Origin of the sequence: Neobacillus vireti, assembly GCF_036962345.1 — a bacterium.
In the GTDB taxonomy this organism is placed as follows: Bacteria; Bacillota; Bacilli; order Bacillales; family Cytobacillaceae; genus Neobacillus; species Neobacillus vireti_A.
In genome coordinates this window covers 60880-85092 of the sequence record NZ_JBALNB010000010.1, presented here as the reverse complement: position 1 = coordinate 85092, position 24213 = coordinate 60880, and the positions used below count along the sequence as shown (strand labels likewise).

At 38.5% G+C, this 24213-nt stretch carries 30 protein-coding genes; 28 read left to right on the top strand and 2 right to left on the bottom strand.

Annotation, left to right across the window (positions count from 1 at the left end):
* From V7108_RS12535 to V7108_RS12500, 8 genes are read left to right on the top strand one after another with little or no spacing between them, the layout of a single operon-like run.
* Nucleotides 1–504 carry a cytochrome c-type biogenesis protein gene (locus V7108_RS12535; RefSeq protein ID WP_335511299.1) on the top strand — a complete coding sequence of 168 codons (504 nt, stop codon included), beginning with the start codon at nt 1–3 and terminating at the stop codon, nt 502–504.
* Between the two features lie 12 nt (nt 505–516).
* Entirely contained in the window at nt 517–894 is a 378-nt protein-coding gene (locus V7108_RS12530; protein WP_335568432.1) for a hypothetical protein, read from the top strand.
* Nucleotides 891–1886, top strand: coding sequence for a hypothetical protein (locus V7108_RS12525; RefSeq protein WP_335568431.1), 996 nt, complete (start codon nt 891–893; stop codon nt 1884–1886). The genes V7108_RS12530 and V7108_RS12525 overlap by 4 nt, the downstream gene beginning before the upstream one ends.
* Nucleotides 1887–1910: 24 nt before the next feature.
* Entirely contained in the window at nt 1911–2615 is a 705-nt protein-coding gene (locus V7108_RS12520) for an ABC transporter ATP-binding protein (protein ID WP_335568430.1), read from the top strand.
* The gene (locus V7108_RS12515) at nt 2615–3289 is read left to right on the top strand and encodes a heme exporter protein CcmB (RefSeq protein ID WP_335511311.1); all 675 of its coding nucleotides are present in this window, start codon (nt 2615–2617) and stop codon (nt 3287–3289) included. The genes V7108_RS12520 and V7108_RS12515 overlap by 1 nt, the downstream gene beginning before the upstream one ends.
* 3 nt (nt 3290–3292) lie before the next feature.
* Entirely contained in the window at nt 3293–4060 is a 768-nt protein-coding gene (locus V7108_RS12510) for a cytochrome c biogenesis protein (protein WP_335511289.1), read from the top strand.
* A gap of 12 nt (nt 4061–4072) precedes the next feature.
* Entirely contained in the window at nt 4073–4198 is a 126-nt protein-coding gene (locus tag V7108_RS12505; RefSeq protein WP_335511287.1) for a CcmD family protein, read from the top strand.
* A 22-nt stretch (nt 4199–4220) separates the two neighbouring features.
* The gene (locus tag V7108_RS12500) at nt 4221–4730 is read left to right on the top strand and encodes a TlpA family protein disulfide reductase (RefSeq protein ID WP_335511286.1); all 510 of its coding nucleotides are present in this window, start codon (nt 4221–4223) and stop codon (nt 4728–4730) included.
* A gap of 46 nt (nt 4731–4776) precedes the next feature.
* Here V7108_RS12500 and V7108_RS12495 read toward each other — a convergent pair whose 3' ends face one another.
* Complete coding sequence (locus V7108_RS12495; RefSeq protein WP_335568429.1) at nt 4777–5451, bottom strand: SIMPL domain-containing protein; 675 nt, start codon at nt 5449–5451, stop codon at nt 4777–4779.
* 160 nt (nt 5452–5611) lie between these two features.
* Between V7108_RS12495 and spoIIIAA the strand changes: the two genes are divergently transcribed.
* The 11 genes from spoIIIAA to V7108_RS12440 all read left to right on the top strand — a co-directional run bounded on the left by spoIIIAA (nt 5612) and on the right by V7108_RS12440 (nt 13241).
* Nucleotides 5612–6535, top strand: coding sequence for a stage III sporulation protein AA (gene spoIIIAA / locus V7108_RS12490; protein ID WP_335568428.1), 924 nt, complete (start codon nt 5612–5614; stop codon nt 6533–6535).
* The gene (gene spoIIIAB / locus V7108_RS12485) at nt 6536–7051 is read left to right on the top strand and encodes a stage III sporulation protein SpoIIIAB (protein ID WP_335568427.1); all 516 of its coding nucleotides are present in this window, start codon (nt 6536–6538) and stop codon (nt 7049–7051) included. It abuts the gene before it with no gap.
* 11 nt (nt 7052–7062) lie between these two features.
* Nucleotides 7063–7266 (top strand): stage III sporulation protein AC, encoded by a 204-nt coding sequence (gene spoIIIAC / locus V7108_RS12480; RefSeq protein WP_007084610.1) that lies wholly within the window; start codon nt 7063–7065, stop codon nt 7264–7266.
* A 16-nt stretch (nt 7267–7282) separates the two neighbouring features.
* The gene (gene spoIIIAD, locus V7108_RS12475; protein ID WP_095247152.1) at nt 7283–7672 is read left to right on the top strand and encodes a stage III sporulation protein AD; all 390 of its coding nucleotides are present in this window, start codon (nt 7283–7285) and stop codon (nt 7670–7672) included.
* Nucleotides 7673–7699: 27 nt separating this feature from the next.
* Nucleotides 7700–8899, top strand: coding sequence for a stage III sporulation protein AE (gene spoIIIAE / locus V7108_RS12470; protein ID WP_335511280.1), 1200 nt, complete (start codon nt 7700–7702; stop codon nt 8897–8899).
* 11 nt (nt 8900–8910) lie between these two features.
* Nucleotides 8911–9543, top strand: coding sequence for a stage III sporulation protein AF (gene spoIIIAF, locus V7108_RS12465; RefSeq protein WP_335511278.1), 633 nt, complete (start codon nt 8911–8913; stop codon nt 9541–9543).
* Nucleotides 9533–10183: a stage III sporulation protein AG gene (gene spoIIIAG / locus V7108_RS12460; RefSeq protein ID WP_335511276.1), complete on the top strand. Its 651-nt coding sequence runs from the start codon at nt 9533–9535 to the stop codon at nt 10181–10183. Before spoIIIAF ends, spoIIIAG begins: the two co-directional genes overlap by 11 nt.
* A gap of 15 nt (nt 10184–10198) precedes the next feature.
* Nucleotides 10199–10801 carry a SpoIIIAH-like family protein gene (locus tag V7108_RS12455; protein ID WP_335511275.1) on the top strand — a complete coding sequence of 201 codons (603 nt, stop codon included), beginning with the start codon at nt 10199–10201 and terminating at the stop codon, nt 10799–10801.
* A gap of 131 nt (nt 10802–10932) precedes the next feature.
* Entirely contained in the window at nt 10933–11445 is a 513-nt protein-coding gene (gene accB, locus V7108_RS12450; RefSeq protein WP_335511273.1) for an acetyl-CoA carboxylase biotin carboxyl carrier protein, read from the top strand.
* 14 nt (nt 11446–11459) lie between these two features.
* Complete coding sequence (gene accC / locus V7108_RS12445) at nt 11460–12815, top strand: acetyl-CoA carboxylase biotin carboxylase subunit (RefSeq protein ID WP_335511271.1); 1356 nt, start codon at nt 11460–11462, stop codon at nt 12813–12815.
* Nucleotides 12816–12833: 18 nt separating this feature from the next.
* On the top strand, nt 12834–13241 hold the full coding sequence (locus V7108_RS12440) for an Asp23/Gls24 family envelope stress response protein (RefSeq protein ID WP_335511269.1): 408 nt from the start codon (nt 12834–12836) through the stop codon (nt 13239–13241).
* A gap of 588 nt (nt 13242–13829) precedes the next feature.
* Here V7108_RS12440 and V7108_RS12435 read toward each other — a convergent pair.
* Entirely contained in the window at nt 13830–14741 is a 912-nt protein-coding gene (locus V7108_RS12435; protein ID WP_335568426.1) for a nuclease-related domain-containing protein, read from the bottom strand.
* A gap of 259 nt (nt 14742–15000) precedes the next feature.
* Between V7108_RS12435 and nusB the strand changes: the two genes are divergently transcribed.
* From nusB to recN, 9 genes are all read left to right on the top strand, one after another.
* Nucleotides 15001–15390: a transcription antitermination factor NusB gene (nusB, locus tag V7108_RS12430; protein WP_335511265.1), complete on the top strand. Its 390-nt coding sequence runs from the start codon at nt 15001–15003 to the stop codon at nt 15388–15390.
* Nucleotides 15391–15419: 29 nt separating this feature from the next.
* Nucleotides 15420–16274 carry a bifunctional methylenetetrahydrofolate dehydrogenase/methenyltetrahydrofolate cyclohydrolase FolD gene (folD, locus tag V7108_RS12425; RefSeq protein ID WP_335511264.1) on the top strand — a complete coding sequence of 285 codons (855 nt, stop codon included), beginning with the start codon at nt 15420–15422 and terminating at the stop codon, nt 16272–16274.
* Nucleotides 16275–16287: 13 nt separating this feature from the next.
* Entirely contained in the window at nt 16288–17646 is a 1359-nt protein-coding gene (gene xseA / locus V7108_RS12420) for an exodeoxyribonuclease VII large subunit (protein WP_335511262.1), read from the top strand.
* Nucleotides 17636–17869 carry an exodeoxyribonuclease VII small subunit gene (locus tag V7108_RS12415; RefSeq protein WP_335511261.1) on the top strand — a complete coding sequence of 78 codons (234 nt, stop codon included), beginning with the start codon at nt 17636–17638 and terminating at the stop codon, nt 17867–17869. Before xseA ends, V7108_RS12415 begins: the two co-directional genes overlap by 11 nt.
* Before the next feature lie 3 nt (nt 17870–17872).
* Nucleotides 17873–18766 (top strand): polyprenyl synthetase family protein, encoded by an 894-nt coding sequence (locus V7108_RS12410; RefSeq protein ID WP_335511259.1) that lies wholly within the window; start codon nt 17873–17875, stop codon nt 18764–18766.
* A gap of 324 nt (nt 18767–19090) precedes the next feature.
* Nucleotides 19091–20986: a 1-deoxy-D-xylulose-5-phosphate synthase gene (dxs, locus tag V7108_RS12405; RefSeq protein ID WP_335568425.1), complete on the top strand. Its 1896-nt coding sequence runs from the start codon at nt 19091–19093 to the stop codon at nt 20984–20986.
* 7 nt (nt 20987–20993) lie between these two features.
* The gene (locus tag V7108_RS12400; RefSeq protein WP_335568424.1) at nt 20994–21833 is read left to right on the top strand and encodes a TlyA family RNA methyltransferase; all 840 of its coding nucleotides are present in this window, start codon (nt 20994–20996) and stop codon (nt 21831–21833) included.
* A gap of 148 nt (nt 21834–21981) precedes the next feature.
* On the top strand, nt 21982–22431 hold the full coding sequence (ahrC, locus tag V7108_RS12395; RefSeq protein ID WP_335511253.1) for a transcriptional regulator AhrC/ArgR: 450 nt from the start codon (nt 21982–21984) through the stop codon (nt 22429–22431).
* A 14-nt stretch (nt 22432–22445) separates the two neighbouring features.
* A complete protein-coding gene (recN, locus tag V7108_RS12390; protein ID WP_335511251.1) occupies nt 22446–24146 on the top strand; it encodes a DNA repair protein RecN in 1701 nt (566 codons plus the stop codon).
* Nucleotides 24147–24213 lie beyond the last annotated feature (67 nt).

Below are 24213 nucleotides of genomic sequence, written 5' to 3'. Positions count from 1 at the left end.
GTGAAAAGTAAAATATCTATTGGACTCCTTGTGATTGCTTTTATTTTTCAAGCTTCTATCTTCCAGGTGCAAGCGAAAGAGTTTGACTATAAATCAAAGGAATTCGAAGCGGCAGCCTCTCAATTCATGTGTACATGCGGCTGTGGACAGGACCATTTTGAGTGTGACCCTAAGACTTGTAATCTAACTATTGGCTTTAAGGAAGACATTGTTGAAATGATGAACAAGGGCTGGGATAAGGACAAAATTCGTGAATACTATGTCAATATTTATGGTGAAGAAATTTTAACTGCTCCTGAAAAAAGCGGGTTCAGTTTGGTTGCTTGGGTATTGCCTTTTGCAGCTTTAGGAATTGCAGGGGTGGCGTTGTTCTTCATCATTCGTAAATGGGTGAAGAAAAAAGGACCGGATGAAGTTACCCCAGAAAACGACATCATTCAGGATGAAGTAGAAGAGGAAATCCTCTCGTCCATGATTGAAGAAGAACGCAAAAAGTACCTTTAGGATGTGAACATAATGCAAGAAATCTCGATCATTTCAATGATTTTTACAGCCGCTCTTGTGCTAATTTCTTTGTTTCTCGTTCTGGCACCATTCTTTTCTTTTGATTCATATTTAAGCTTTGTAAGTAAGGGGCAAGATTCTTCGACAAACAAGGAAGTGCTTTTATCCACTCTTAACGAATTAGAATTTGAATATAAGATGGACAAAATCTCCCATGCTGATTACAAAAATCTAAAAAAACAATATGAAGCACAAGTGGTTAGTATCATGAAGGATGAAGAAGAACAATTGACAGGACAGAAAGTTGATTCGGATTTAATGGCTGAAATAGAAAGTGAAATTGAAGCAACGATGAAGAATTATAAAAATAAAAAGGGGGAAGGAAAGTGATCAAGAAAATCACCGTTTTCCTCCTAGTGCTGCTGCTGCTCATCCCATTAAATGGAATGGCGGCGGCTGAATCACCGATATCAGTTGATATGCATTACCTAGTCGTTAGCCCAGCAGAAGACGGTTCCACCAATATGATGAATATGGTGAACTATACCAATACTAGCGCAGAGGAATTTATAGGCGATGGCACGGGTGAGGCAGTTCTGAATGTCACTATACCGACAGGAGCAACAGGGTTTACTTTTTTAGATAACAAAATTGCTCAGCAACAGGTAGATACAGGATTTATCACAACGGATTCTATTCCTGCTAATCAGACAGTGGTTTTACCATATAGCTATAGAATCGGTAAGGGTGAGGAAATTACTTTAAACTTTGACTATGCTGTTCAAATGATGCAAATTCTTGTTCCAGAGGGAATGGGAAGCATTGAGTTTAAGAATGTTACTGCTACCAATCAAGGTCTTTTTAAAATGGATGATCAAAATTATCAGGGATACAGCGTTGAAGGTGTAGAGGCCAAACAATCGTTTACCATGATTTATGACAAAGATAAACAACCCTCAGCTAATGAAGCCCAAAGTTCTATAGAACAAGGAGCAGGGAAAACGGGTACGAATGTAACAAAAACGGCGCCAGCTTTTCATAACCCTGGTCACCTTCGGATGTGGGCACAATCTCCGCTTCGAACCTTTGATCCTCATGTTTTCTTAATCGTCATGGCGGCCATTATAATTGCTGCACTATCTTATTTTACTTATTTTAGGATGAAGGCTAGGGCGGAAGAAAGAAGACTAGGCGCGGATAAGGAAGAAAGTGCCTTTAAAAATCTAATGGCGAAGCAAAAGGCAATTATGGATAAAATACTCGAGCTAGAAGAAAACTTCGGTGATGGAAATTTATCAGAAGATGATTATCAAGCTAAATTGGCTGCGTATAAACAGCATTTAGTGCAGGTAAAAATGAATTTACGCCAATTCATAGAGTAACAGTCGGAATGCGAGGGATAGTCGATGATTGAAATAAAAAAGCTTACAAAGCAAGCCGACAATAAGTTAATTCTTAGAGGTGTAGACCTTTCAATCAAACAAGGTGAAACCGTCGCCATCCTTGGACCAAATGGTGCAGGAAAGAGTACATTGCTAAAAGTGCTAGCGACATTAATTAAGCCGACATCAGGTCTTGTAAAGATTAACGGATTGGACTTGAAAAAGAATCATATTGAAATTAAAAAAATGTTCGGTTACCTGCCCCATTCCAGCTTGCTTTACGACCACTACACCCCATTTGAGAACCTGGTTTTCTTTGGGAATTTATACGGAGTCAATGATGTTGAAAATAAAGCAAGAAAACTAGTTAAAGAGGTTGGCTTATCATTTTTTATCAATGAACCTGTAAAGAATTTCTCACGCGGGATGATTCAGAGAATTGCGATTGCAAGAGCAATTATTCACGAACCGAAAATTATGATGCTAGACGAGCCGCATACTGGTTTAGACCAAGGTGCAATCAATATCCTAAATAATGTTGTCCTTTCAATGAAAGCGAAAGGATGTACAACATTAATGGTCACGCATGATTTTAAACAAGCAGCAGAAATATGTGATCGAATTATTATTGTGAAAAACGGAAAGGTAGCCGATGATTTTAAAATCATCAATAAATCATTGGAAACAGTTATTGAAAAATATCAGGTCTTAGTGGAGGGAGTTTCGTGATGTTTAAAGCAGCCCTCACAATTGCCAAAAAAGATATTTATTCAGAATTAAGAACAAAGCAAGTTTTAGGGACAATGATTATTTTTGCTGGTTTAGTCATTCTCGTTCTGAGCTTTGCGTTTGACCCTGCAAACAATACGACAAAAGCAGTTATTCCCGGTGCTGTTTGGATTATCATTGTTTTCTCAGGAATATTAGGACTAAATCGTTCTTTGGTTTCAGAACAACGAAATGATACGATGCATGGTTTACTCGTTGCACCGATGGAAGCCACTAGCATTTATTTAGGCAAGTTCATGGCTAACTTCTCGATGATTCTAATCGTTGAAATTGTTTCGATACCTTTTCTATTTCTGTTATTTGATTTTAAAATGAATGGCAGCATTTTATATTTCTTCTTAGTGCTGTTTGTTGGCAGTTTCGGATTCATTGCAATTGGGACCTTTTTGGCAGCACTTGCTTCCAATTCTAAAAGCAGTGAAATGTTATTACCACTATTGCTTTTCCCAATGACAAGTCCAGTCTTAATTGGTGTAACGCAAGCGACGAAAATTATCTTAACGAATATGGAAAAATTACCGAGTGCCATTGCATGGCTGCAATTGGTTGCAGCCTATGACGTAATCTTCTTTGTTCTATGCTTTTTACTAATTGAGTATGTCCTGGAGGTTTAAAAGATGAGTATGAATCTCGAAAGAGAAAGAGCGGCCCTTCCAATTGAAGAAGTGGCCGAGATCAAAACTTCAATGCTTACCAAAGTTTTATACGCTGGAATGGTAGTATCCATGCTAGCAGCATTCTACTTTATTTTTATGTATGCAGAGATTGAAAAGACAATGGGTGTTGTTCAAAAGATATTTTATATGCATGTTCCATCAGCTTGGGTTGCTTTTCTAGCATTCTTTGTAACATTTGTCTTTAGTATTTTATATTTAGTAAAGCGTAAACGGATTTATGACACCTATGCCTATGTATCTGCAGAAATCGGGGTAGTATTTACAGCTATTGTCTTAACAACAGGACCGATTTGGGCAAAATCTTCTTGGAATACTTGGTGGGCATGGGAACCACGCTTAACCACGACTTTAATTCTATTCTTCCTCTATATGGCTTACCTAATGGTTCGCCAGATGGATGGAGTTTGGGACAAAAAAGCAAGACTCGCAGCTGTCTTCGGGATTATTGGATTTGCCGATGTACCGATCGTATTCTTTGCCATTCGCTGGTGGCAATCAAAGTTCCATCCGATTGTTTTTGGAGATGGTCCATCGCAGCAAGGAGGAGGAATTGCACCAAGTATGCTTGTTGCATTGTTAGTAACGATTGCAGCATTTACCTTCCTCTATGCCTATCTTCTTCATAAGGGCGTATCCTTAGAAAATATGAAAATTAAAGTTGGCCACTACAAAGAAAAATTACGTGAAAGAATAGATAACTATAACTAGGAGGAATTTATTATGGGATTCATGTTTGGTGCATATTCAGTCGTGTGGGTAATTATTTTTGGTTATATGCTTATAATCGGTAAACGTCATAACAGCCTAAAAAAGGATATCGAGTTTTTAAAACAACTGGATAAATAAGGGGTTGTCAGGAGGAAACGGAATGAGCAGACGAGTCATTAACTTACTCGTATTGTTTCTATTGATTGGTATGTTTGGTTTTTTTGGATATAGTTTAGCGAGTAAAGGTGACAATACGGATGTTGGAGACCAAGCCTATAATTTTGAGCTGCCTAACTTAGATGGGACCAATACGAAGCTCTCCGATTACAAAGGCGAGATTATCATTTTGAATTACTTTGCCTCTTGGTGTAAACCATGTGTGGATGAAGCTCCAGAGCTAGAGGCATTTGCAAAAGATTACGGTGATCAGTACAGATTAATTATGATTAACAAGGGCGAAACAAAGGAGCGGGTCAAGAAATTCCTTAAAAAATATAATACGCCAGCGGTATATGTATTTGATTATAATTCTAAAGTTGCAAAAAAATATAATGTAACCGGACAGCCTGAAACATTTGTCATCGATAGACAAGGTGTAATAAGAGAACACTACAATGGACCACTAACATCCGCACAACTTTATGCAATGGTTAAAAAATATAATCAATAATATTTAAAAAGGATTGAATCCACGTATCATGGTTCAATCCTTTTTTTTATCCATTTATTGAATGATATCGATACTCAGTTGAAATACTTGCTCGGATTAGCAGCTGACCCGGTTGAATCGGTGTTGAGCCAGCTCCTTTAGCAAACGCAACGTGCTGGCTCTCAAAAGGCTGGATACTATCTCCGCCTTCCACGACGAGAATAGGCACAGGATTTAATGTCACTCCTAAAGTATCGGCAATGGTTTTCGCCTTGTTACTTGCATTGTTTAATGCCATGGCAAGTGCTTGTTGGTAAAAAGCATCCTTATATCTAGAGGTGAAATGAACATTTGCAGCATGGTTGGCTCCGTTATCTATTGCCGTATCGACTACCTTTCCAATAAGGGATAAATCATCTATTTTCACCTGCAGAATATGTGTTATTTTATAGCCTTGAAAAATTTGTTTGCCAGAAGAAAAATCATATTCAGGTTCAATTCGAAAATCAACTGTCTTTATCTGATTTTTATCAATCCCTAAGGCAATAAGGGAATGAATTACCTGAGTCGCAATGATCGAATTCTGCTGCTGTGCCTCCATAAGTTCTTTACTATGCGTCACAACTCCAAGATTAACGGTTGCTGTGTCAGGCTGAACAGCAATTTCCCCTTCGCCATTCACTTTTATTATATTATTCCTTTTCCGCAGGTTATTACGGTCCCCAGCGTTCGGCATGTACATGATCTTTCCTCCTTCATTATAATGATTATTTTATTCTACTAACTCTCTTATAAAAATAGAATAGAAGAGAATTTTAAAAGAATTGAAATTTTCAAAGTCATAATGCGTTTCGAAAGGCATACATTTTAAATAATGAGACAAGCAACAAGGAGGAACGAATGTGGAAACGATCCTAAAATTCTTACCAAAAAACATTGCAGACATGATCAGTAAAATCCCTCCTAATCAAAAAGATGAATTGGAAGAAATCCGAATTCGTATCGACCGTCCCATCGAAATTATGCTGAAAGGGGCCCCTAAGTTTCTATCGTATATTATACGACAGGACGATGCTTTCCATTTAATGAATAGGATTAGCCAATTCTCCATCTATACACTTGAGGAAGAATTGAAACGGGGATATATCACTGTTTCAGGAGGTCATCGAATTGGACTTGCAGGGAAGGTAATTCTTGAACAAGGAAGGGTAAAAGCAATAAGGGATATTTCTTCTTTTAACATCCGAATTGCAAAAGAAAAGATCGGAATAGGAGAAAAGATTATACCCTATATTTACAATGGTTCATGGATGCATACAATGATTGTTGGTCCGCCACAAACAGGTAAAACAACATTATTACGGGATATTGCCAGAATTATTTCAACTGGAAGTCATGAAAAAGGCATACAGGCATATAAGGTAGGCATTGTTGATGAACGTTCCGAAATAGCAGGATGTGTAAATGGGATTCCTCAAATGTCGTTCGGCCACCGAATAGACGTGCTGGATGCATGCCCAAAAGCCGAGGGGATGATGATGATGATCCGTTCAATGAGTCCAGATGTGTTAGTGGTTGATGAAATTGGTCGAATTGAGGACGCGGAAGCGATTCAAGAAGCAGTCCATGCTGGTATTAAGCTAATTATGACAACTCATGGGTCTAGTTTGGGAGAGGTTAGGAACAGACCTTCATTGATGAACATTATAGATCAAAAGATTTTCCAACGATTTATTATCCTGAGCAGGTCACACGGTCCCGGAACCATTACACAAATTTTGGATGGTACTGGAAAAGCATTGAGCCAAAAAGTGAGTGTGACGTAAATGGTTAAATTACTTGGGGCCATTTTTATTATTCTGGCTACTACATGGACAGGATTTGAGGCAGCAAAACATTTAAGTGAGCGTCCAAAACAGCTCAGGCAATTAAAATCGGCACTTCAATCGCTTGAAGCCGAAATTATGTACGGGCATACCCCCCTGCATGAAGCAGCAAGAAGATTGGCGGCACAATTATCAAAACCATTATCCTCATTTTTTGAGGGCTTTGCAAAAAAGCTGACAGACACTGAAACAACTGTAAAGGAAGCCTGGGAAGACAGTTTAAAGGAGGTTTGGAAGCAGACAGCCCTTAAACAAGGTGAATTTGAAATTATGAAGCAATTTGGTGAAACCCTGGGTCGGCACGATCGCTTTTCCCAGCAAAAACATATTATGCTAACTCTTTCCCATCTCGAAAGAGAAGAAGCGGATGCGATAGAAAGCCAAGCAAAATACGAAAAAATGGTAAAGAGTTTAGGTTTCTTTTCGGGATTATTATTGATTATCTTATTAATTTAGGGGGAAAAGCAATGGGCTTAGAGGTAGATATTATTTTTAAAATTGCCGGAGTGGGAATTGTCGTTGCGTTTTTGCATACAGTGCTGGATCAAGTTGGGAAAAAGGAATATGCCCAGTGGGTTACTTTATTCGGTTTTATCTATATTTTGTTTCAAGTCGCATCGATTGTAGATGACCTCTTCCAGAAAATAAAATCTGTCTTCTTGTTTCAATAGAAGGGAGGGATCGGCCATTGAAATTATTAAAATAGTTGGAGTAGCTCTTGTCGCAACCTTCCTTGCTTTAATTATAAAAGAGCAAAAACCTAATTTCGCCTTTTTGTTAATCGTTTTTGTAGGCTGCAGCATTTTTCTTTTTTTGGTCGATAAAATTTATGAAATTATTCATATGCTTGAAAAGCTTGCTGTCAATGCAAATGTGAACTTGGTTTACGTTGAAACCATACTAAAGATTATTGGAATTGCTTATATTGCGGAGTTTGCTTCACAAATAACGAAGGACGCAGGTCAGGGTGCGGTGGCTTCCAAAATTGAACTTGCAGGTAAAGTATTAATTCTTGCGATGGCTATTCCGATTTTAACCGTTATGATCGAAACGATTATTAAGCTAATTCCAAGCTAGAAAGGTCAAAACATGAGGTGAAAAATGATGAAGCAAAGGCTGCAGATTATTCCCATTATGATTCTATTATTTTTATTATTTACTTCGACAAGTGTACAAGCTAACGAAGGAGAGGATGTTGGCTCGACACCTCTTTCACCTCAGGAATTAGTAGACGCACAGCTTAAAAATATGGATTTAACAGAGCTAAAACAGTATTGGGAGGATGTCCAAACGAAATATGGCGGCTTCCTCCCAGAAAGCCAAAAAGGGAGTTTGTATGATTTTGTAAGTGGAGATAAGAAGTTTTCCTTTAAGGAATGGACACAAGGAGTCCTAAAGTTCTTGTTTCATGAATTTGTTGCCAATGGAAAATTGCTTGGATCATTAATCCTCCTAACTATATTCAGTATGTTTTTACAATCGATGCAAAATGCATTCGAAAGCAGCACGATTAGTAAAGTTGCTTATTCAATAGTCTATATGGTTCTCGTAATACTTGCACTTAATAGTTTTCATATCGTTATCAAGTATACCAATGAGGCAATTGGAAGTATGATTTCCTTCGTTCTCGCCCTAATTCCTCTCTTATTAGCTTTAATTGCTTCTTCTGGTGGAATCATTTCAGCTGCTTTCTTCCATCCAGTTATTTTGTTTTTAATGAATATTAGTGGAACATTCATGCAATATGTTATTCTCCCTCTGCTCTTTCTAGCAACTCTATTGAGCATTGTGAGTACAATGTCAGAGCAGTATAAAGTGACTCAGCTGGCACAGCTGATTAGAACTTGGAGCATAGGGTTAATGGGCCTCTTTTTAACCGTTTTCCTTGGGGTTATTTCTGTGCAGGGTGCTTCTACTGCGATAACAGACGGGGTAGCAATACGAACAGCGAAATTTGTTACGGGTAACTTTATCCCTGTCATTGGACGGATATTTACGGATGCCGCAGACACTGTTGTCAGTGCCTCTGGATTGTTGAAAAATTCTGTTGGAATTGCGGGTGTAGCGATTTTGCTGATAATTGTCGCTTTCCCTGCTATTAAAATCTTAATGATTGCGTTTATTTATAAATTTGCTGCGGCTATTTTACAGCCATTAGGCGGTGGTCCGGTAATTAAATGTTTAGATATTATTAGCAAAAGTGTCATTTATGTTTTTGCTGCATTGGGTATTGTCTCTCTCATGTTCTTTTTAAGTATCACAGTAATTGTCGCAGCCGGGAACCTCACGATGATGATGAGATAGGAGAGAAAGTGATGGAGTTTTTAATAGAATGGGTTACCAATATTATTCTTTTTATTCTTCTGGCAACCGTTATAGATATGTTGCTTCCAAATACAAGTATGCAGAAATATACAAAAATGGTTACAGGGCTTCTGCTAATTGCCATTATATTAACACCAATTTTTAAGTTAATCTCAAAAGATTTTGAAACAGCGATGGCTCAGATCCCCAGCTTTGAAGGTATAGGAAAAAAAAATATGGAAAATTTAATAGAATTGCAGAAAAAAGAAATACAAGCCTCCAATCATGCATATATTTTAGAAACGATGGCTGTCCAGCTTGAAAAGGGAGTAGAAGAGGAGTTGATGGAACAATTTGGTTTGGAAATTGCACAAATAAAACTAACAACCAAGGATGAAAGTCAAGAATCATTCCCTGAAAATCTTGAAATGGTTACCGTCCGCCTTCAGCAGCCGGAAACAGTCGTTTCGACAGTCGAAGCAATACAACCAGTAAGTATTAATACAGGAACACCTCTTCCATCTAACGATCCAACAGAGGAATCAGAAAAAATCGCCGCATTTCTTTCGCAGCAATGGAATGTAACCGAAAATGCAATTGAAGTCTCGGTTGAAGGGGGGATAAATAAACAGAATGGAAAATAACAACAAAGGACCATTTTCTTGGCTTAAAAACATAGTTTCAAAAGGAGAGAATACAGATAAAAAAGCAGGAAAATATCAATATATGATTCTCGTTCTTTGTATCGGTGCTGCTTTCATGATTGTCGGAAATGTATTGTTTTCTGACAAAACAACTCCTATTGAAAGTCAGGAGGTCAGCAGCCAAGCTCAAACGGAAGATGTGGAAACATTCGGTCTAAAAAAGGATTCAAAAAATAAGACTATCGCTGGTTATGAAGAATCATTCGAGAAGGAGCTGACGACAGCACTGGAAGAAATGCTGGGTGTAGACGATGTAACCGTAGTGGTGAACATTGATTCTACGGACAAGAAGGTGCTTGAGAAAAATACAGTTACAAAATCACAGACAACAGAAGAAAAAGACAACGAGGGTGGGGAGAGAAAGGTTCAAGATACCTCAACAGATCAACAAGTCGTAATCATTCGTGATGGGGAAAAAGAAGTTCCGATTATAGTTGGAGAGATTAAACCAGAAATTCGCGGAGTACTAGTAGTAGCCAAAGGTGCAGAAAACATTCATGTCAAAAAATCAATTATTGAAGCTGTAACAAGATCGCTTGATGTCCCGAGTCATCGTGTTGCTGTTATGCCTAAAAAATAAAAGGAGGATTTACAAATGCTATTGAAAAAACAAACAGTTTGGTTATTAACAATGTTAAGTTTGGTGGTCGTATTATCCGTTTATTACATTACCTCTCCTGAACAAAAAAGCAATGAACTTGCAGCAGTGAAACAAGAAGAAAAAGCTGATCAAAAGGAAACGAAAACAGACACGAAAGCAGGTGCGAAAACAGATACAAAAACAGATACAAAAACAGGTACTGAAGCCAAGGATGGGGATACTGTTATTTCTCAGGTTGCTGGTGATGAAGAATTTGAGGCACTTCGTTTGAAGCTTCAAGATGAGCGCAGTGAATTAAAGGAACAATTAAATACTGTTGTTGCTTCTACGGACCTGCCAGCTGATGAAAGAAGCGAAGCAGTTGACCAAATGAAAAAATTAAATGAAATTGCCCAAAAGGAACAAATGCTTGAAACACTAATTAAAGCAAGGGATTATGAAGATGTCCTCGTTAGAGCTGATGGATCGACTGTTAAAATTATTGTAAAGTCTAAAAAGGAATCTTCTAAATCAGAGGCAAATGCGATTATTCAAATGGTAAAGAAGGAAATTGGTGAAACGAATTATGTAGCGGTTGAATTCCAGCCTACTAAATAAGTTTTAAAAAAGGAGAGCCGGCTGGCTTTCCTTTTTTTACTGAACTACGAGAAGAATATTGAACTTTAATAAGGTATTAGCGTATAGTATTAGTAGTTAGTCTTAATCTTGCGACACAAGGAGTGTTTAGATTGTTAAAAGTACAAGAAATTCGCGAATTAATAAAATTAGTTGACCAATCCAGCATTGATGAATTCGTATATGAAAATGAAGGTTCAAAAATTAAAATGAAAAAAAATGCTGGGACGACGGTTGCTGCCATACAACCCGTTTCGCAATCGGCGGCTCAAGCGGTACCAGTAATCCAGCCGGCTGCACCAGCAGCACCTGCTGCTGCACCTGTCCAAGAAGCAGTGCAGGCACCGGCAGATAATGCTGCAGCTGTTCAAGTCGATACATCGAATTTACACAAAATAACTTCCCCAATGGTTGGTACTTTTTATGCTTCACCAACACCAGAGGATGATGTGTATGTAAAGACTGGTTCCGTGGTAACAAAAGATTCCATTGTATGTATTGTTGAAGCAATGAAACTTTTCAATGAAATTGAAGCTGAAGTAAATGGTGAAATTGTTGAAGTTCTTGTTAAGAATGGTCAATTAGTAGAATACGGACAGCCTTTATTTTTAGTGAAGCCGGAATAAGGAGCGATAACTTGATGATAAAGAAACTGTTAATTGCCAATAGAGGAGAAATCGCGGTAAGAATTATTCGTGCCTGTCGGGAAATGGGAATAGAATCTGTTGCTGTATTCTCCGAAGCAGACCGTGAAGCGCTCCATGTACAACTTGCAGACGAGGCATATTGCATTGGGCCAACATTATCAAAAGAAAGTTACCTAAATGTAACCAATATCATTAGTGTAGCAAAACTAACAGGCTGTGATGCTGTGCACCCTGGTTATGGGTTTCTAGCTGAAAATGCAGACTTTGCTGAACTTTGCCGTGAATGTAATATTATCTTCGTAGGACCAAGTCCAGAAGCAATTACAAAAATGGGAACAAAGGATATTGCAAGGGAAACCATGCGCCAAGCAGGTGTTCCGATTGTACCCGGTTCAACAGGTATCATTCATGATATCGACGAGGCTCTTGAACTTGTGAAAGAGATCCAATACCCTGTAATCATTAAAGCTACAGCTGGCGGAGGCGGTAAGGGTATCCGTGTAGCGAAAAATGAACAGGAACTCATCAAGGGTATTTCGATTACACAGCAGGAGGCTTTAACTGCATTTGGTAATCCTGGGGTGTACATAGAAAAGTATATTGAGGATTTCCGTCATGTTGAAATACAAGTTGTAGCTGATACCTATGGAAATACGATCCATTTAGGAGAAAGAGACTGTTCTATTCAACGAAGACTTCAAAAGCTACTGGAGGAGACACCGTCACCTGCATTAGATGGAGAAATTCGTGCGGAAATGGGAAATGCTGCTGTAAAAGCTGCAAAAGCAGTTGATTATTCAGGTGCAGGAACTGTAGAATTTATATATGACTACCGCAATCGTAAATATTATTTTATGGAAATGAACACAAGGATACAGGTGGAGCACCCTGTAACTGAAATGGTCACAGGAATTGATCTTATAAAAGAGCAAATCAAAGTTGCCTCAGGTGAGAAACTATCGGTAAATCAACAGGACGTTACGTTTACGGGCTGGGCAATGGAGTGCCGAATCAATGCAGAAAATCCGGAAAAGAATTTCATGCCTTCAGCTGGGAAGATTCAAATGTATTTACCTCCAGGCGGCTTTGGTGTTCGAATTGATTCAGCTGCATATCCTGGTTATACGATTCCTCCTTATTATGATTCCATGATTGCGAAGGTCATCACATATGGGAATAGCAGGGAAGAGGCAATCTCACGGATGAAACGGGCACTTGGTGAATTTGTGATCGAGGGTGTTCATACGACCATCCCGTTCCATTTAAAATTACTTGAGCACGAGAATTTCGTTGAGGGACAATTCAATACAAAGTTTCTTGAATTACATGATGTGATGAAGTCTAGCTAAAATCAGGAGGTGTACTTTATGAGCGAGTATAATGTATTGGAAATGAATCAAGAAAACAATGGTCATGGAAAAGTGGAAATTGCACCTGAAGTAATAGAAGTAATTGCTGGTATCGCTGCTTCCGAAGTTGAAGGGGTAGCACAAATGCGCGGGAATTTCGCGACTGGTGTGGTTGAACGGTTAGGAAAGAAAAACCACGGTAAAGGTGTTAAGGTTGAATTGTCGGAAGAAGGAATTAAAGTAGACGTATACTGCTTAATGAAATTCGGCGTTTCAATCCCTACAGTAGCGGGAAAAATACAGGATAACATTCGCCAAGCCTTACTAAATATGACAGCATTAGAGGCTGAGGCAGTGAACATACACGTTGTCGGTATCACGTTTGAACACCAAAAACCAGAGCCAGAAGTGGAAGAAGAAATTTAAAAATTAGACCAAAGGAGCTGATCCTTTGGTTTTTTTTATTTGTGAAGGACAAAACTGGTTAAGGGTGAGATCGAAATGTCCTTCATCCTCGGCATGAAGGACAAAACTGGTTAAGGGTGCGATTGAAATGTCCTTCATCCTGGGCATGAAGGACAAAACTGATAAAGGGTGCGATCGAAATGTCCTTCATCCGGGTAATGAAGGACAAAACTGATAAAGGGTGCGATCGAAATGTCCTTCATCCGGGTAATGAAGGACGAAACTGGTTAAGGGTGCGATCGAAATGTCCTTCATCGGGGTAATGAAGGACAAAACTGATAAAGGAACCGGTCGGAATGTCCTTCATCCTAGGCATGAAGGACAATACTGGTTAATGGTGCGATCGAAATGTCCTTCATCCTAGCCATGAAGGACAAAACTGATTAAGGAACCGGTCGAAATGTCCTTCATACCAGCAATGCAGAACAAAACTGATTAAGAAACCAATCGAAATGTCCTACATCCAGCTAATGAAGGACAAAACCGATCAAGAAACCGAAAGAAATGTCCTTCATCCCCGGTATGAAGTAAAAATCGCACAAATTTTGCTCATTCGTAATATGTCCACTGGTGTACACCTGTAATTTTTAAATTCTTCCCCAATATCCTGCTTATTCTTTTCCTAGAATCCACTATGCCACACCAATCACGAATAACATTTGTCGTGATTTTCTGCTCCGGAAACAGAAGCTTGAATTCCTCTACATGGCGCATAACGGCAACCGTTACTAGCTCTTGGCATCCACATCTATCACAGATTAATTTATGTCCAACTATCGTCACTGAAAATGAGTCACATTTGCAGCAGGTCATCCCTTTTTTCATCGTCTCAAACTTATAGGCGGGCAGCTGGAATTTTGGCGGATCTAATTGGTGCAATGAAATGAGCTTGTCCGCCAGGTTTTTATGTGACTGATTAAGCCGAGATGACTTCTGATCTAATTTTTTCATAAACTGGTCAAGCTGGGTAGGAAGTATAAAAGGCAGATTAGGTGGAGTTTGGAACAATGTAAACTGGGGATTAATGAAAATAACATACGCCTCAACAGTAATTTTACTTCCGAGAGATTGAAGAAGCTGGCTCAGCAATAACTTACTGCGTTTTAGTTGGTCTAGCGGATTCTGGAATTCCTTTCCTGAGAGTGTTTTAAAATATTCAGAGTCATAAACGTATTCTCCTTCAAAATTTTTAATATCGAAAAGGGAATAGGTCTCTTGAAAAATTAGAGATGAATCAAGTTGGAAACGGGATTTGTTGCTCTCAAGCTGCAGATCATTCAAAATATGACAGTCACGTTGGAGTTTCTCTGTTAATACATCAAACTGCACTTCCCCTTGAAACCCTTTCTCTTGGTTTAAATAATACCTATGCTCATCTTCAGTTAATTTTATCCGTTTGTTCAAAATTCGTAATTTCTTTAATACCACTGGTTCAACTCTCGCTTTATATGCATTTTCCACATCACACCTCCTTTCACCCCCCATCATATCGAAAAATTAGAATAAAAAGAGTATGAAAATGTTATCAAATTCCGAAAATTTTAGGCTCTTCTTTTAATTTTAGGGTTTTAGTATACTTCATCTAGGTAAAAATAAGTTCTTACAGTGCGAATCGTTTTGAGTTATGCTATTATCTTTTTATGTACAAAACAGTAATATGACATGGTTGTATAAAATTTGACAAAAATTAATTACTACCTCTAAAGGAGTTAACGGTATAATGAAAAGAAGAACAGCAAGGGAAAAAGCGTTGCAAGCCCTTTTTCAAATCGATGTAAGTAACACAGATCCAAAATCTGCAATTGAACATGTTTTGGAAGGGGAACAAGGGGACGACTATTTAGCGAATCTTGTTCTGGGAGTTGTCGAACAAAAAAATGAAATAGATCCGTTAATTATAGAACATCTTGAAAAATGGACACTTGATCGTTTAGCAACGGTAGACAGGAATTTATTAAGAATCGCTGTGTATGAATTAAAATATTCCCAAAATGAAATTCCTACAAATGTCATTTTAGATGAAGCAATTGAAATTGCTAAAATATACGGTGATGAACAATCAAGCCGATTTATTAATGGTGTACTTTCGAAAGTGAAAGAAAAACTTTAATTGCTTTAATTTGAATAGGGGGAAACAAAATGACCGCTACGATTATTGATGGTAAGGAAATTGCTTCAAAGAAAAAGAAAGAAATTGCACAGGAAGTCCAAAAGTTAAAGGAAGCAGGGGTTACTCCAGGGCTAGCTGTTGTGCTTGTTGGAAATAATCATGCCTCTAGAACCTATGTAACAAATAAAGAAAAAACCTGTCGAGACCTCGGCATGCACTCAGTGCTAATTGAATTGCCAGAAGAGGCTTCACAGGAAGAATTACTTTCTAAAATAGAGGAACTAAACGGAGATTCAGCCATTCACGGTATTCTTGTTCAGCTCCCTCTTCCAAAGCATATCGATGAGATAAAAGTAATTGAATCAATTTCACCACACAAGGATGTAGACGGGTTCCATCCTATAAATATCGGGAGAATGATAACAGGTCAAGATGCTTTCTTACCATGTACACCCTATGGAATTATGGTCCTGCTAGAAGAAACTGGAATATCTGTGGCAGGTAAACATGTAGTAGTAGTGGGAAGAAGTAATATTGTTGGCAAGCCAGTAGGTCAATTATTCCTTAACCAGCATGCAACCGTAACGTATTGTCATTCAAGGACAAAGGATTTGCAATACCATACATCACAAGCCGATATCGTTGTTGCAGCGGTAGGTATAGCCAACTTTATTAAAGCGGACCATGTAAAAGAAGGTGCAGTCGTAATTGATGTAGGAATTAACCGAAATGAAGCAGGTAAGCTTTGCGGCGATGTGGCTTTCGATGAAGTAAAGGAGAAAGCGGGATTTATTACCCCTGTTCCAAAGGGAGTAGGTCCAATGACCATTACGATGCTTATGTATAACACGCTTAAATCAGCAAAAAATACGCTGCGGTTCTAATAAGGAGTTTGTAATGCAGGAAAAAAAGTATTTAACTGTGCTGGCATTAACGAAATACATAAAAAGAAAATTTGATGCTGACCCTCATTTACAGGATGTCCATGTTCGAGGCGAAATTTCAAACTTTAAACAGCATTCGAGCGGCCATATGTATTTTACATTAAAGGATGAAAAAGCGCGCATTCTTGCTGTTATGTTCTCGAGCCAATCACGGATGATGAAATTTTTGCCGGAAAATGGCATGAAAGTGGTTGTTAAAGGGGATATTTCTGTCTATGAACCAAGTGGTCAATACCAAATCTATATAAAAGAAATGCAGCCAGATGGAATCGGAGAATTATTCTTAGCCTATGAGCAGTTAAGAAAAAGACTTGAAGCAGAAGGTTTATTTGCGATAGAACAAAAAAAGCCCATTCCTAGTTACCCTAAAACTGTTGGGGTGATTACTTCACCAACAGGAGCAGCCATACGTGATATTATCACGACAATTAAAAGACGCTATCCCATTGCTAATATTCTTGTTTTTCCAGCACTTGTGCAAGGCGAAAATGCAGCAGCTTCGATTGCACGTGCGATAGAAAAAGCAAATAAGACGAGTGAGCTAGATACTCTTATAGTTGGGCGTGGAGGCGGCTCGATTGAAGAGCTATGGGCATTCAATGAAGAACTAGTTGCCAGAGCGATTCATCAATCTGCACTTCCAATCATTTCAGCTGTTGGGCATGAAACAGATTTTACAATTGCAGATTTTGTGGCCGATATGCGGGCACCGACACCTACTGCTGCGGCGGAGCTGGCCGTTCCACATATTGATGAATTGATGGAAAGACTCATGCAACGGAAAACTCGATTACTTCAGTCTATGAATGGAAGAGTTCGCTTTGAAAAGCAGCGATTAGACCGTGTACGCCGATCCTATGCTTTTCGGTATCCGCACCGTCTTTATGAACAAAAGCTTGAACAGGTAGATAAATTAACGGAAATGCTTGTTCGAGGTGCTTCAAGATTGACAGATGTAAAGAAATCACAACATGAAACTGTTCATAATCGTCTAATTCGAAACCATCCTAGAGTAGCACTAAGAGAAGCAGAGAGCAGTTTGAGCCGCTCGCAAAGAGATTTGCAGCGTGCAATGGAACAAATTCTTTTAAAGAAAAGTACCGAATTTAAAAGAGTCATATCAACTCTTTCCGCTCTAAGTCCATTGAAAATAATGGAACGTGGATACAGTCTCGTTTATTCACAAGAGAATGTGCTAATTAAAAGTATTAAACAAGTTAATGAGAACGAACCAATTCAAATTCAATTAACAGATGGCAGCCTTCTCTGTAATGTACAGAACATAAAGGAGAGCGAAAACCGTGACGAATGAACAAAAGGTTTCCTTTGAGGAAGCAATGAATAAGCTAGAGCAAATTGTGGATAAGCTTGAAGAAGGAGATGTCCCATTAGAAAAGGCCATAGCCTTTTATAAAGAAGGGATGGAGCTGTCCAAGCTTTGTCATGATAAGTTAAAAAATGTTGAGGAACAATTAACACAGATTATTACGGAGGATGGCCGTAAACAAAACTTTACGATCGAGGAGGAGGCATAGGCTTTGAATACGAACGTTCTCAATGCTTTTACACAAGAACATAAACAACTGCTTGAATCAGAGCTTCAAACCTTGGTGGAAAAGCTGAAAGCACCTCCTAATATTAAAAAAGCCATGCATTATTCTCTTGACGCAGGCGGGAAGAGAATCAGGCCCTTATTGGTGTTTGCTACCCTTGCCGCCTTTGGGAAAGATCCTAAGATCGGACTTAAGGCTGCCTCAGCAATAGAAATGATTCACACCTATTCATTAATTCATGATGATTTACCAAGCATGGATAATGATGACCTTAGAAGAGGTAAGCCCACGAATCACAAAGTGTTTGGTGAAGCAGTCGCTATTTTAGCAGGTGATGCATTATTAACTTTTAGCTTCGAGGTAATTGGAACAATTCCCAATGAAATTGCTTCGAATGAAACCAAACTAAAATTAGTAATGGAGATGGCCAAAGCAGCTGGCAGTGAAGGAATGGTTGGCGGGCAGGTGGCAGATATGGAAGGCGAGGGAAAAAATCTTACTTTAGATGAGCTTGAGTACATCCATATCCATAAAACAGGAGCGCTTTTAAAATACAGCGTCATTGCAGGTGCATTGTTAGCAGAGGCAAATCAATCCCAACTTGAAAATCTATCTGCTTTTGCCCATCATCTTGGTCTGGCTTTTCAAATCCAGGATGATATCCTTGATATAGAAGGAAATCCAGAATTACTGGGTAAACCAGTTGGAAGTGATACCACTAATTATAAAAGCACCTACCCTCAGCTTTTATCACTAGAGGGTGCCAAGCAGGCTTTACAAAAACAATTAGAACTGGCTAAGCAATACTTAGAAAAAACAGGCCTTACAACTAATCTGCTCCATGAAATTGCAGATTTAGTCGCTTCGAGAGACCACTAGAATAACTGGTATTTGAACAACAACGTAATTGTGTTATAATTGTTGTCAATGTAAAGAACGTTGTCAATGCCGTTACCACTTCTTGTGTTAGCGGCTATTTTTTACTATAGATTGTTTTGTTAAGATTGTTGTTAAAATCTTAAAGCCGATTTTAACTTATAAAAAGTTATTTTGAGCTTATGAACTAAGTTTCATGCTCTTTTCTCATAAATTATCGCTATTCTGAAATTAATTCTCATTCAACTGATTTTACCTCAAAAAACAAATACATTTGAGAAAAGAGCGTTACTTTGTGAAAACCGAAAGAAAGTGAGTGGTCCAAACATGGATCTGTTATCAATAAAAGACCCTTCCTTTTTAAAAGGGATGTCAAATCAAGAATTGGAGGTTTTAAGTCAAGAAGTACGCCAATTCTTGATTGAAAAGCTGTCTGTAACTGGAGGCCATATTGGACCGAACTTAGGTGTCGTCGAATTAACAATTGCCTTACACAAATGTTTTGACAGCCCCAAAGATAAACTGATTTGGGATGTAGGGCATCAGTCATATGTTCATAAAATACTAACAGGCAGGGCTTGTGAATTTGATACATTGCGTCAATTCAAAGGATTGTGCGGCTTCCCGAAGAGAAACGAAAGTGAACATGATGTTTGGGAGACTGGTCATAGCTCTACTTCACTTTCAGCAGCAATGGGGATGGCAATCGCAAGAGATCTGAAAAAGGAAAATTCCTTTGTTATACCAATCATTGGTGATGGTGCGTTAACAGGTGGAATGGCCTTAGAAGCATTAAACCATATTGGTCATGAAAAGAAGAACATGATTGTGATTCTTAATGATAATGAAATGTCGATTGCCCCAAATGTTGGTGCAATCAATAATATACTCGGTCAATTAAGAACAGCTGGAAAATATCAATGGGTGAAAGATGAATTAGAACTGCTCTTGAAAAAGGTACCTGCTGTTGGAGGTAAACTTGCAGCAACGGCCGAACGTATAAAAGACAGTTTGAAATATTTATTTGTTTCCGGCATGTTCTTTGAGGAAATGGGCTTTACTTACTTAGGTCCCGTTGATGGACACGATTATGAAGCGTTATTTGAAAACTTCCGTTATGCCAAAAAAACGGAAGGTCCAGTCCTTCTTCATGTTATCACGAAAAAGGGGAAAGGTTTCCGCCCTGCTGAGACTGATACAACAGGCACTTGGCATGGAACTGGTCCTTATAAAATGGATACTGGCGATTTTGTTAAACCGGCAAAGAAAATGCCGCCAGCTTGGAGCAGCTTAGTAAGTGAAACGGTTCGCAAACTTGCTCGACAGGATGAGCGGATTGTGGCAATTACACCTGCTATGCCAGTTGGGTCAAAGTTAGAGGGATTTGCAAGCGAGTTTCCGGAGAGAATGTATGATGTTGGGATCGCTGAACAGCACGCTGCTACGGTTGCTGCTGGATTGGCGACTCAAGATATGAAGCCGTTTTTAGCGATTTACTCAACATTCTTACAAAGGGCTTATGATCAGGTTGTTCATGATATTTGCCGTCAAAATCTAAATGTTTTTATTGGTATCGATCGTGCCGGATTAGTGGGAGCAGACGGTGAAACACATCAAGGCGTGTTTGATATTGCCTTTTTAAGACATGTACCTAATCTTGTTTTAATGATGCCTAAAGATGAAAATGAAGGACAACATATGGTGAACACTGCCATTCAATATGATAACGGTCCTATTGCGATGAGATATCCGCGTGGAAATGGTTTAGGGGTTCCAATGGATGAGAAGCTTATGAGTATTCCAATTGGTACATGGGAGGTCTTAAAAGAAGGCGAGGATGCCGCTATTTTAACTTTTGGTACAACAATACCAATGGCTCTTGAAGCGTCAGAAATTCTTGAGAAACAAGGGATTTCTGTAAAAGTTGTGAATGCTCGCTTTATTAAGCCTTTGGATGAAAATATGCTTAACCAAATATTCTTAAAAAATATCCCTGTCCTGACCATTGAGGAAGCTGTACTACAGGGGGGCTTTGGAAGTTCTGTCCTTGAATACGCACATGACCAGGGGTATTATCATCAAGCAATTGACAGAATGGGAATCCCTGACCAATTTATTGAACATGGAGATGTGAATTCACTTCTTGAAGAGATTGGGATGACTACTTCTGAGGTTGTTAATAGGATAACCATACTTGCACGAAAAAAACAAAAAAGGGCATAACCAACCTATGAAGAACAAAGAACGATTAGATGTGTTATTAGTAGAAAGAGGATTAGCCGAAACCAGGGAAAAAGCAAAACGGTCGATTATGGCTGGACTCGTTTATTCAAACGAAGAGCGTTTAGATAAACCTGGAGAGAAAGTAAAAATAGATATACCACTTATGATTAAAGGAAATGCACTTCCTTATGTCAGCCGCGGTGGTCTTAAGCTGGAAAAGGCTTTAAAAGTTTTTGATGTGTCGGTTAAGGATAAGACTATGCTTGATATCGGTGCTTCTACAGGTGGATTTACGGACTGTGCCCTGCAAAATGGTGCTAAAATGTCTTACGCTCTGGATGTTGGCTATAATCAGTTAGCGTGGAAGCTCCGTCAAGATGAACGCGTAGTGGTAATGGAAAGAACGAACTTTCGATATGTAACACCCACAGATTTAACAGGAGAAATGCCTAATTTTGCAACTATCGATGTATCTTTTATTTCTTTAAAGTTAATTTTACCTGTCTTAAAGACACTTCTTGTACCTGACAGTGATATTGTTGCACTTATTAAGCCGCAGTTTGAAGCTGGTCGTGAGCAAGTTGGGAAAAAGGGAATCGTTAGGGATGAGAAGGTACATTTACAGGTTGTTAATAAAATTGTCAATTTTTCCGTTGAACAAGGATATAACGCGGTTAATTTATCTTTTTCCCCTATAACTGGCGGAGATGGGAATATTGAGTTTCTCCTCCATCTTAAATGGACAGGAGAGCAGGAACAAGGTCAAAATTTACTACCAATCGAGCCTTCTCAAATTGTAAAGGACTCACACCAAGAATTTAAATCTAAACAAGATGTGGAAGGATAAGCCTATGTGCTTATCCTTCATTTTGTTATGAGTATTTTTTTCCAAAATAATAATTGTACATCCTCGGTAAAATGGGCTAACATATGGTTAGAAGCGACATTTTTGTACAAAATACGAAGATGTTTTTTATGATTACGGGGTGAATAGTTTGAATAAAGGGCAGCGCCATATAAAAATAAGAGAAATTATCGCTAGTAATGATATCGAAACACAGGATGAACTAGTTGATGAGTTAAAAAGTGCAGGTTTTAATGTGACCCAAGCAACTGTTTCAAGAGATATTAAAGAATTACACTTAGTTAAAGTACCTTTATTGGATGGGAGATACAAATATAGCCTTCCAGCAGATCAACGCTTTAATCCTTTGCAAAAATTAAAAAGGTCATTAATCGATGCATTTGTTCGAATAGACTCTGCTGGTCATTTGCTTGTGATGAAATGTCTGCCTGGGAATGCTATGGCGATAGGGGCACTCTTAGATAATCTTGATTGGGAAGAAATCTTAGGAACCATCTGTGGTGACGATACCATCTTAATCATCTGTCGTACACCTGAAGATACAGAGACCATCACAAACCGGTTCCTTGATATGCTTTAAGGGGGGAGTGTACGTTGTTATCAGAACTATCAATTAAAAATTTTGCCATTATTGAGGCTCTTTCCGTATCGTTTGACAAAGGTTTGACGGTGTTAACTGGAGAAACCGGAGCAGGGAAATCGATTATTATCGATGCGATCCATCTGCTTGTGGGAGGAAGGGGCTCAGCCGAATTTGTCAGACATGGGGAGGAAAAGGCTGAAATTGAAGGTCTTTTCCAAATAGATGAGCATCATCCTGTGTTTTCAAAAGCTTTTGAGTTTGGAATTGACATCGAAGAAGGCATGATTATATTACGAAGAGATATTTCACGGACTGGCAAAAGTGTGTGCCGGATCAATGGAAAGCTAGTGACGATTTCAACACTGAGGGAGGTTGGTTCGGCTCTAGTTGATATACATAGTCAGCATGAACACCAAGATTTAATGGATGAAACCCGGCATTTACATCTGCTTGATCAATTTGGGTCAGAAGAAATTTCTCTTTCCCATGCGGAATATCACGAAGTATTTCATCGTTATGAACAAACACTTCAAAAACTTAAATCTTTAACGGAGAATGAACAAAAAACCGCACATCGCTTAGATTTGATTCAATTTCAATTCGATGAGATTCAAAATGCCCAATTAAAGCTGAATGAAGATGAGGAGCTTTTTGAAGAAAAAAGAAAGCTTGCAAATTTTGAACGAGTGTTTGAGGCCGTTCAATCTAGTTATAATGCCTTATCAGGAGAACAAAAGGGTCTTGATTGGATTAGTATGGTGATGGGTCAGCTTGAAGAAGCCGCAGCTTTAGATTCTTCTTTTAAAGATGTATATGAAACCGTTATGAATTGCTTTTATCAATTAGAAGATGCTTCGCGCGCTCTAAGAAATGAACTTGATGGTTTGGAATACGATCCGCAACGTTTAAATCAAATCGAAGAAAGATTAAATGAAATTAATCAATTAAAACGTAAATATGGAAAATCAATCGAAGAGATTTTAGAATATGCTGCAAAAATTGAGGAAGAAATTGAAACCTTGCAAAATAAGGAAACCCATATAGATCAACTTGAGAAGCAGCTAGCTTCCATTAGAAAGGATTTAAGTCTGGAGGCCAAACAGCTAACAGAGCTACGAAAACAATGGGCAAAGAAACTAACAAAATTAATACATAATGAGTTAAAAGGGCTATATATGGCCAAAACAGTTTTTGAAATTCGCTTTGAATCCATATTGCCGCACTTTTCAAAAAATGGCGTTGATCATGTCGAGTTCTTTATTTCAACCAATCCGGGCGAACCTTTAAAGCCGCTATCGAAGATCGCCTCCGGCGGGGAGTTATCAAGGATTATGTTAGCACTAAAGAGTATTTTTTCCAAACACCAAGGTATTACATCAATTATATTTGATGAGGTGGACACTGGCGTTAGCGGAAGAGTTGCACAAGCGATTGCTGAAAAAATTTATAAAGTGGCTGTAGATTCCCAAGTATTATGTATATCTCACTTACCACAAGTGGCCGCGATGGCAGATACTCATTTGTTTATCTCGAAACTGACGGAAGGCGGCCGTACAAGAACCTCTGTAAACCCTCTTAGTAAGAAAGAAAAAATAAAAGAAATTGGCCGAATGATTTCTGGTGCTGAAATTACTGACTTAACTAAAAAACATGCTGAAGAATTGTTGTTTTTAGCTTCTGAAAATAAAAAAATTGAAAAGCTTCCCAAATAGGGGAGCTTTTTTATGTTGTAACCGGTTATAAATGCCGCAGATGCAGGCAAAATTAAAGATGTAGCCA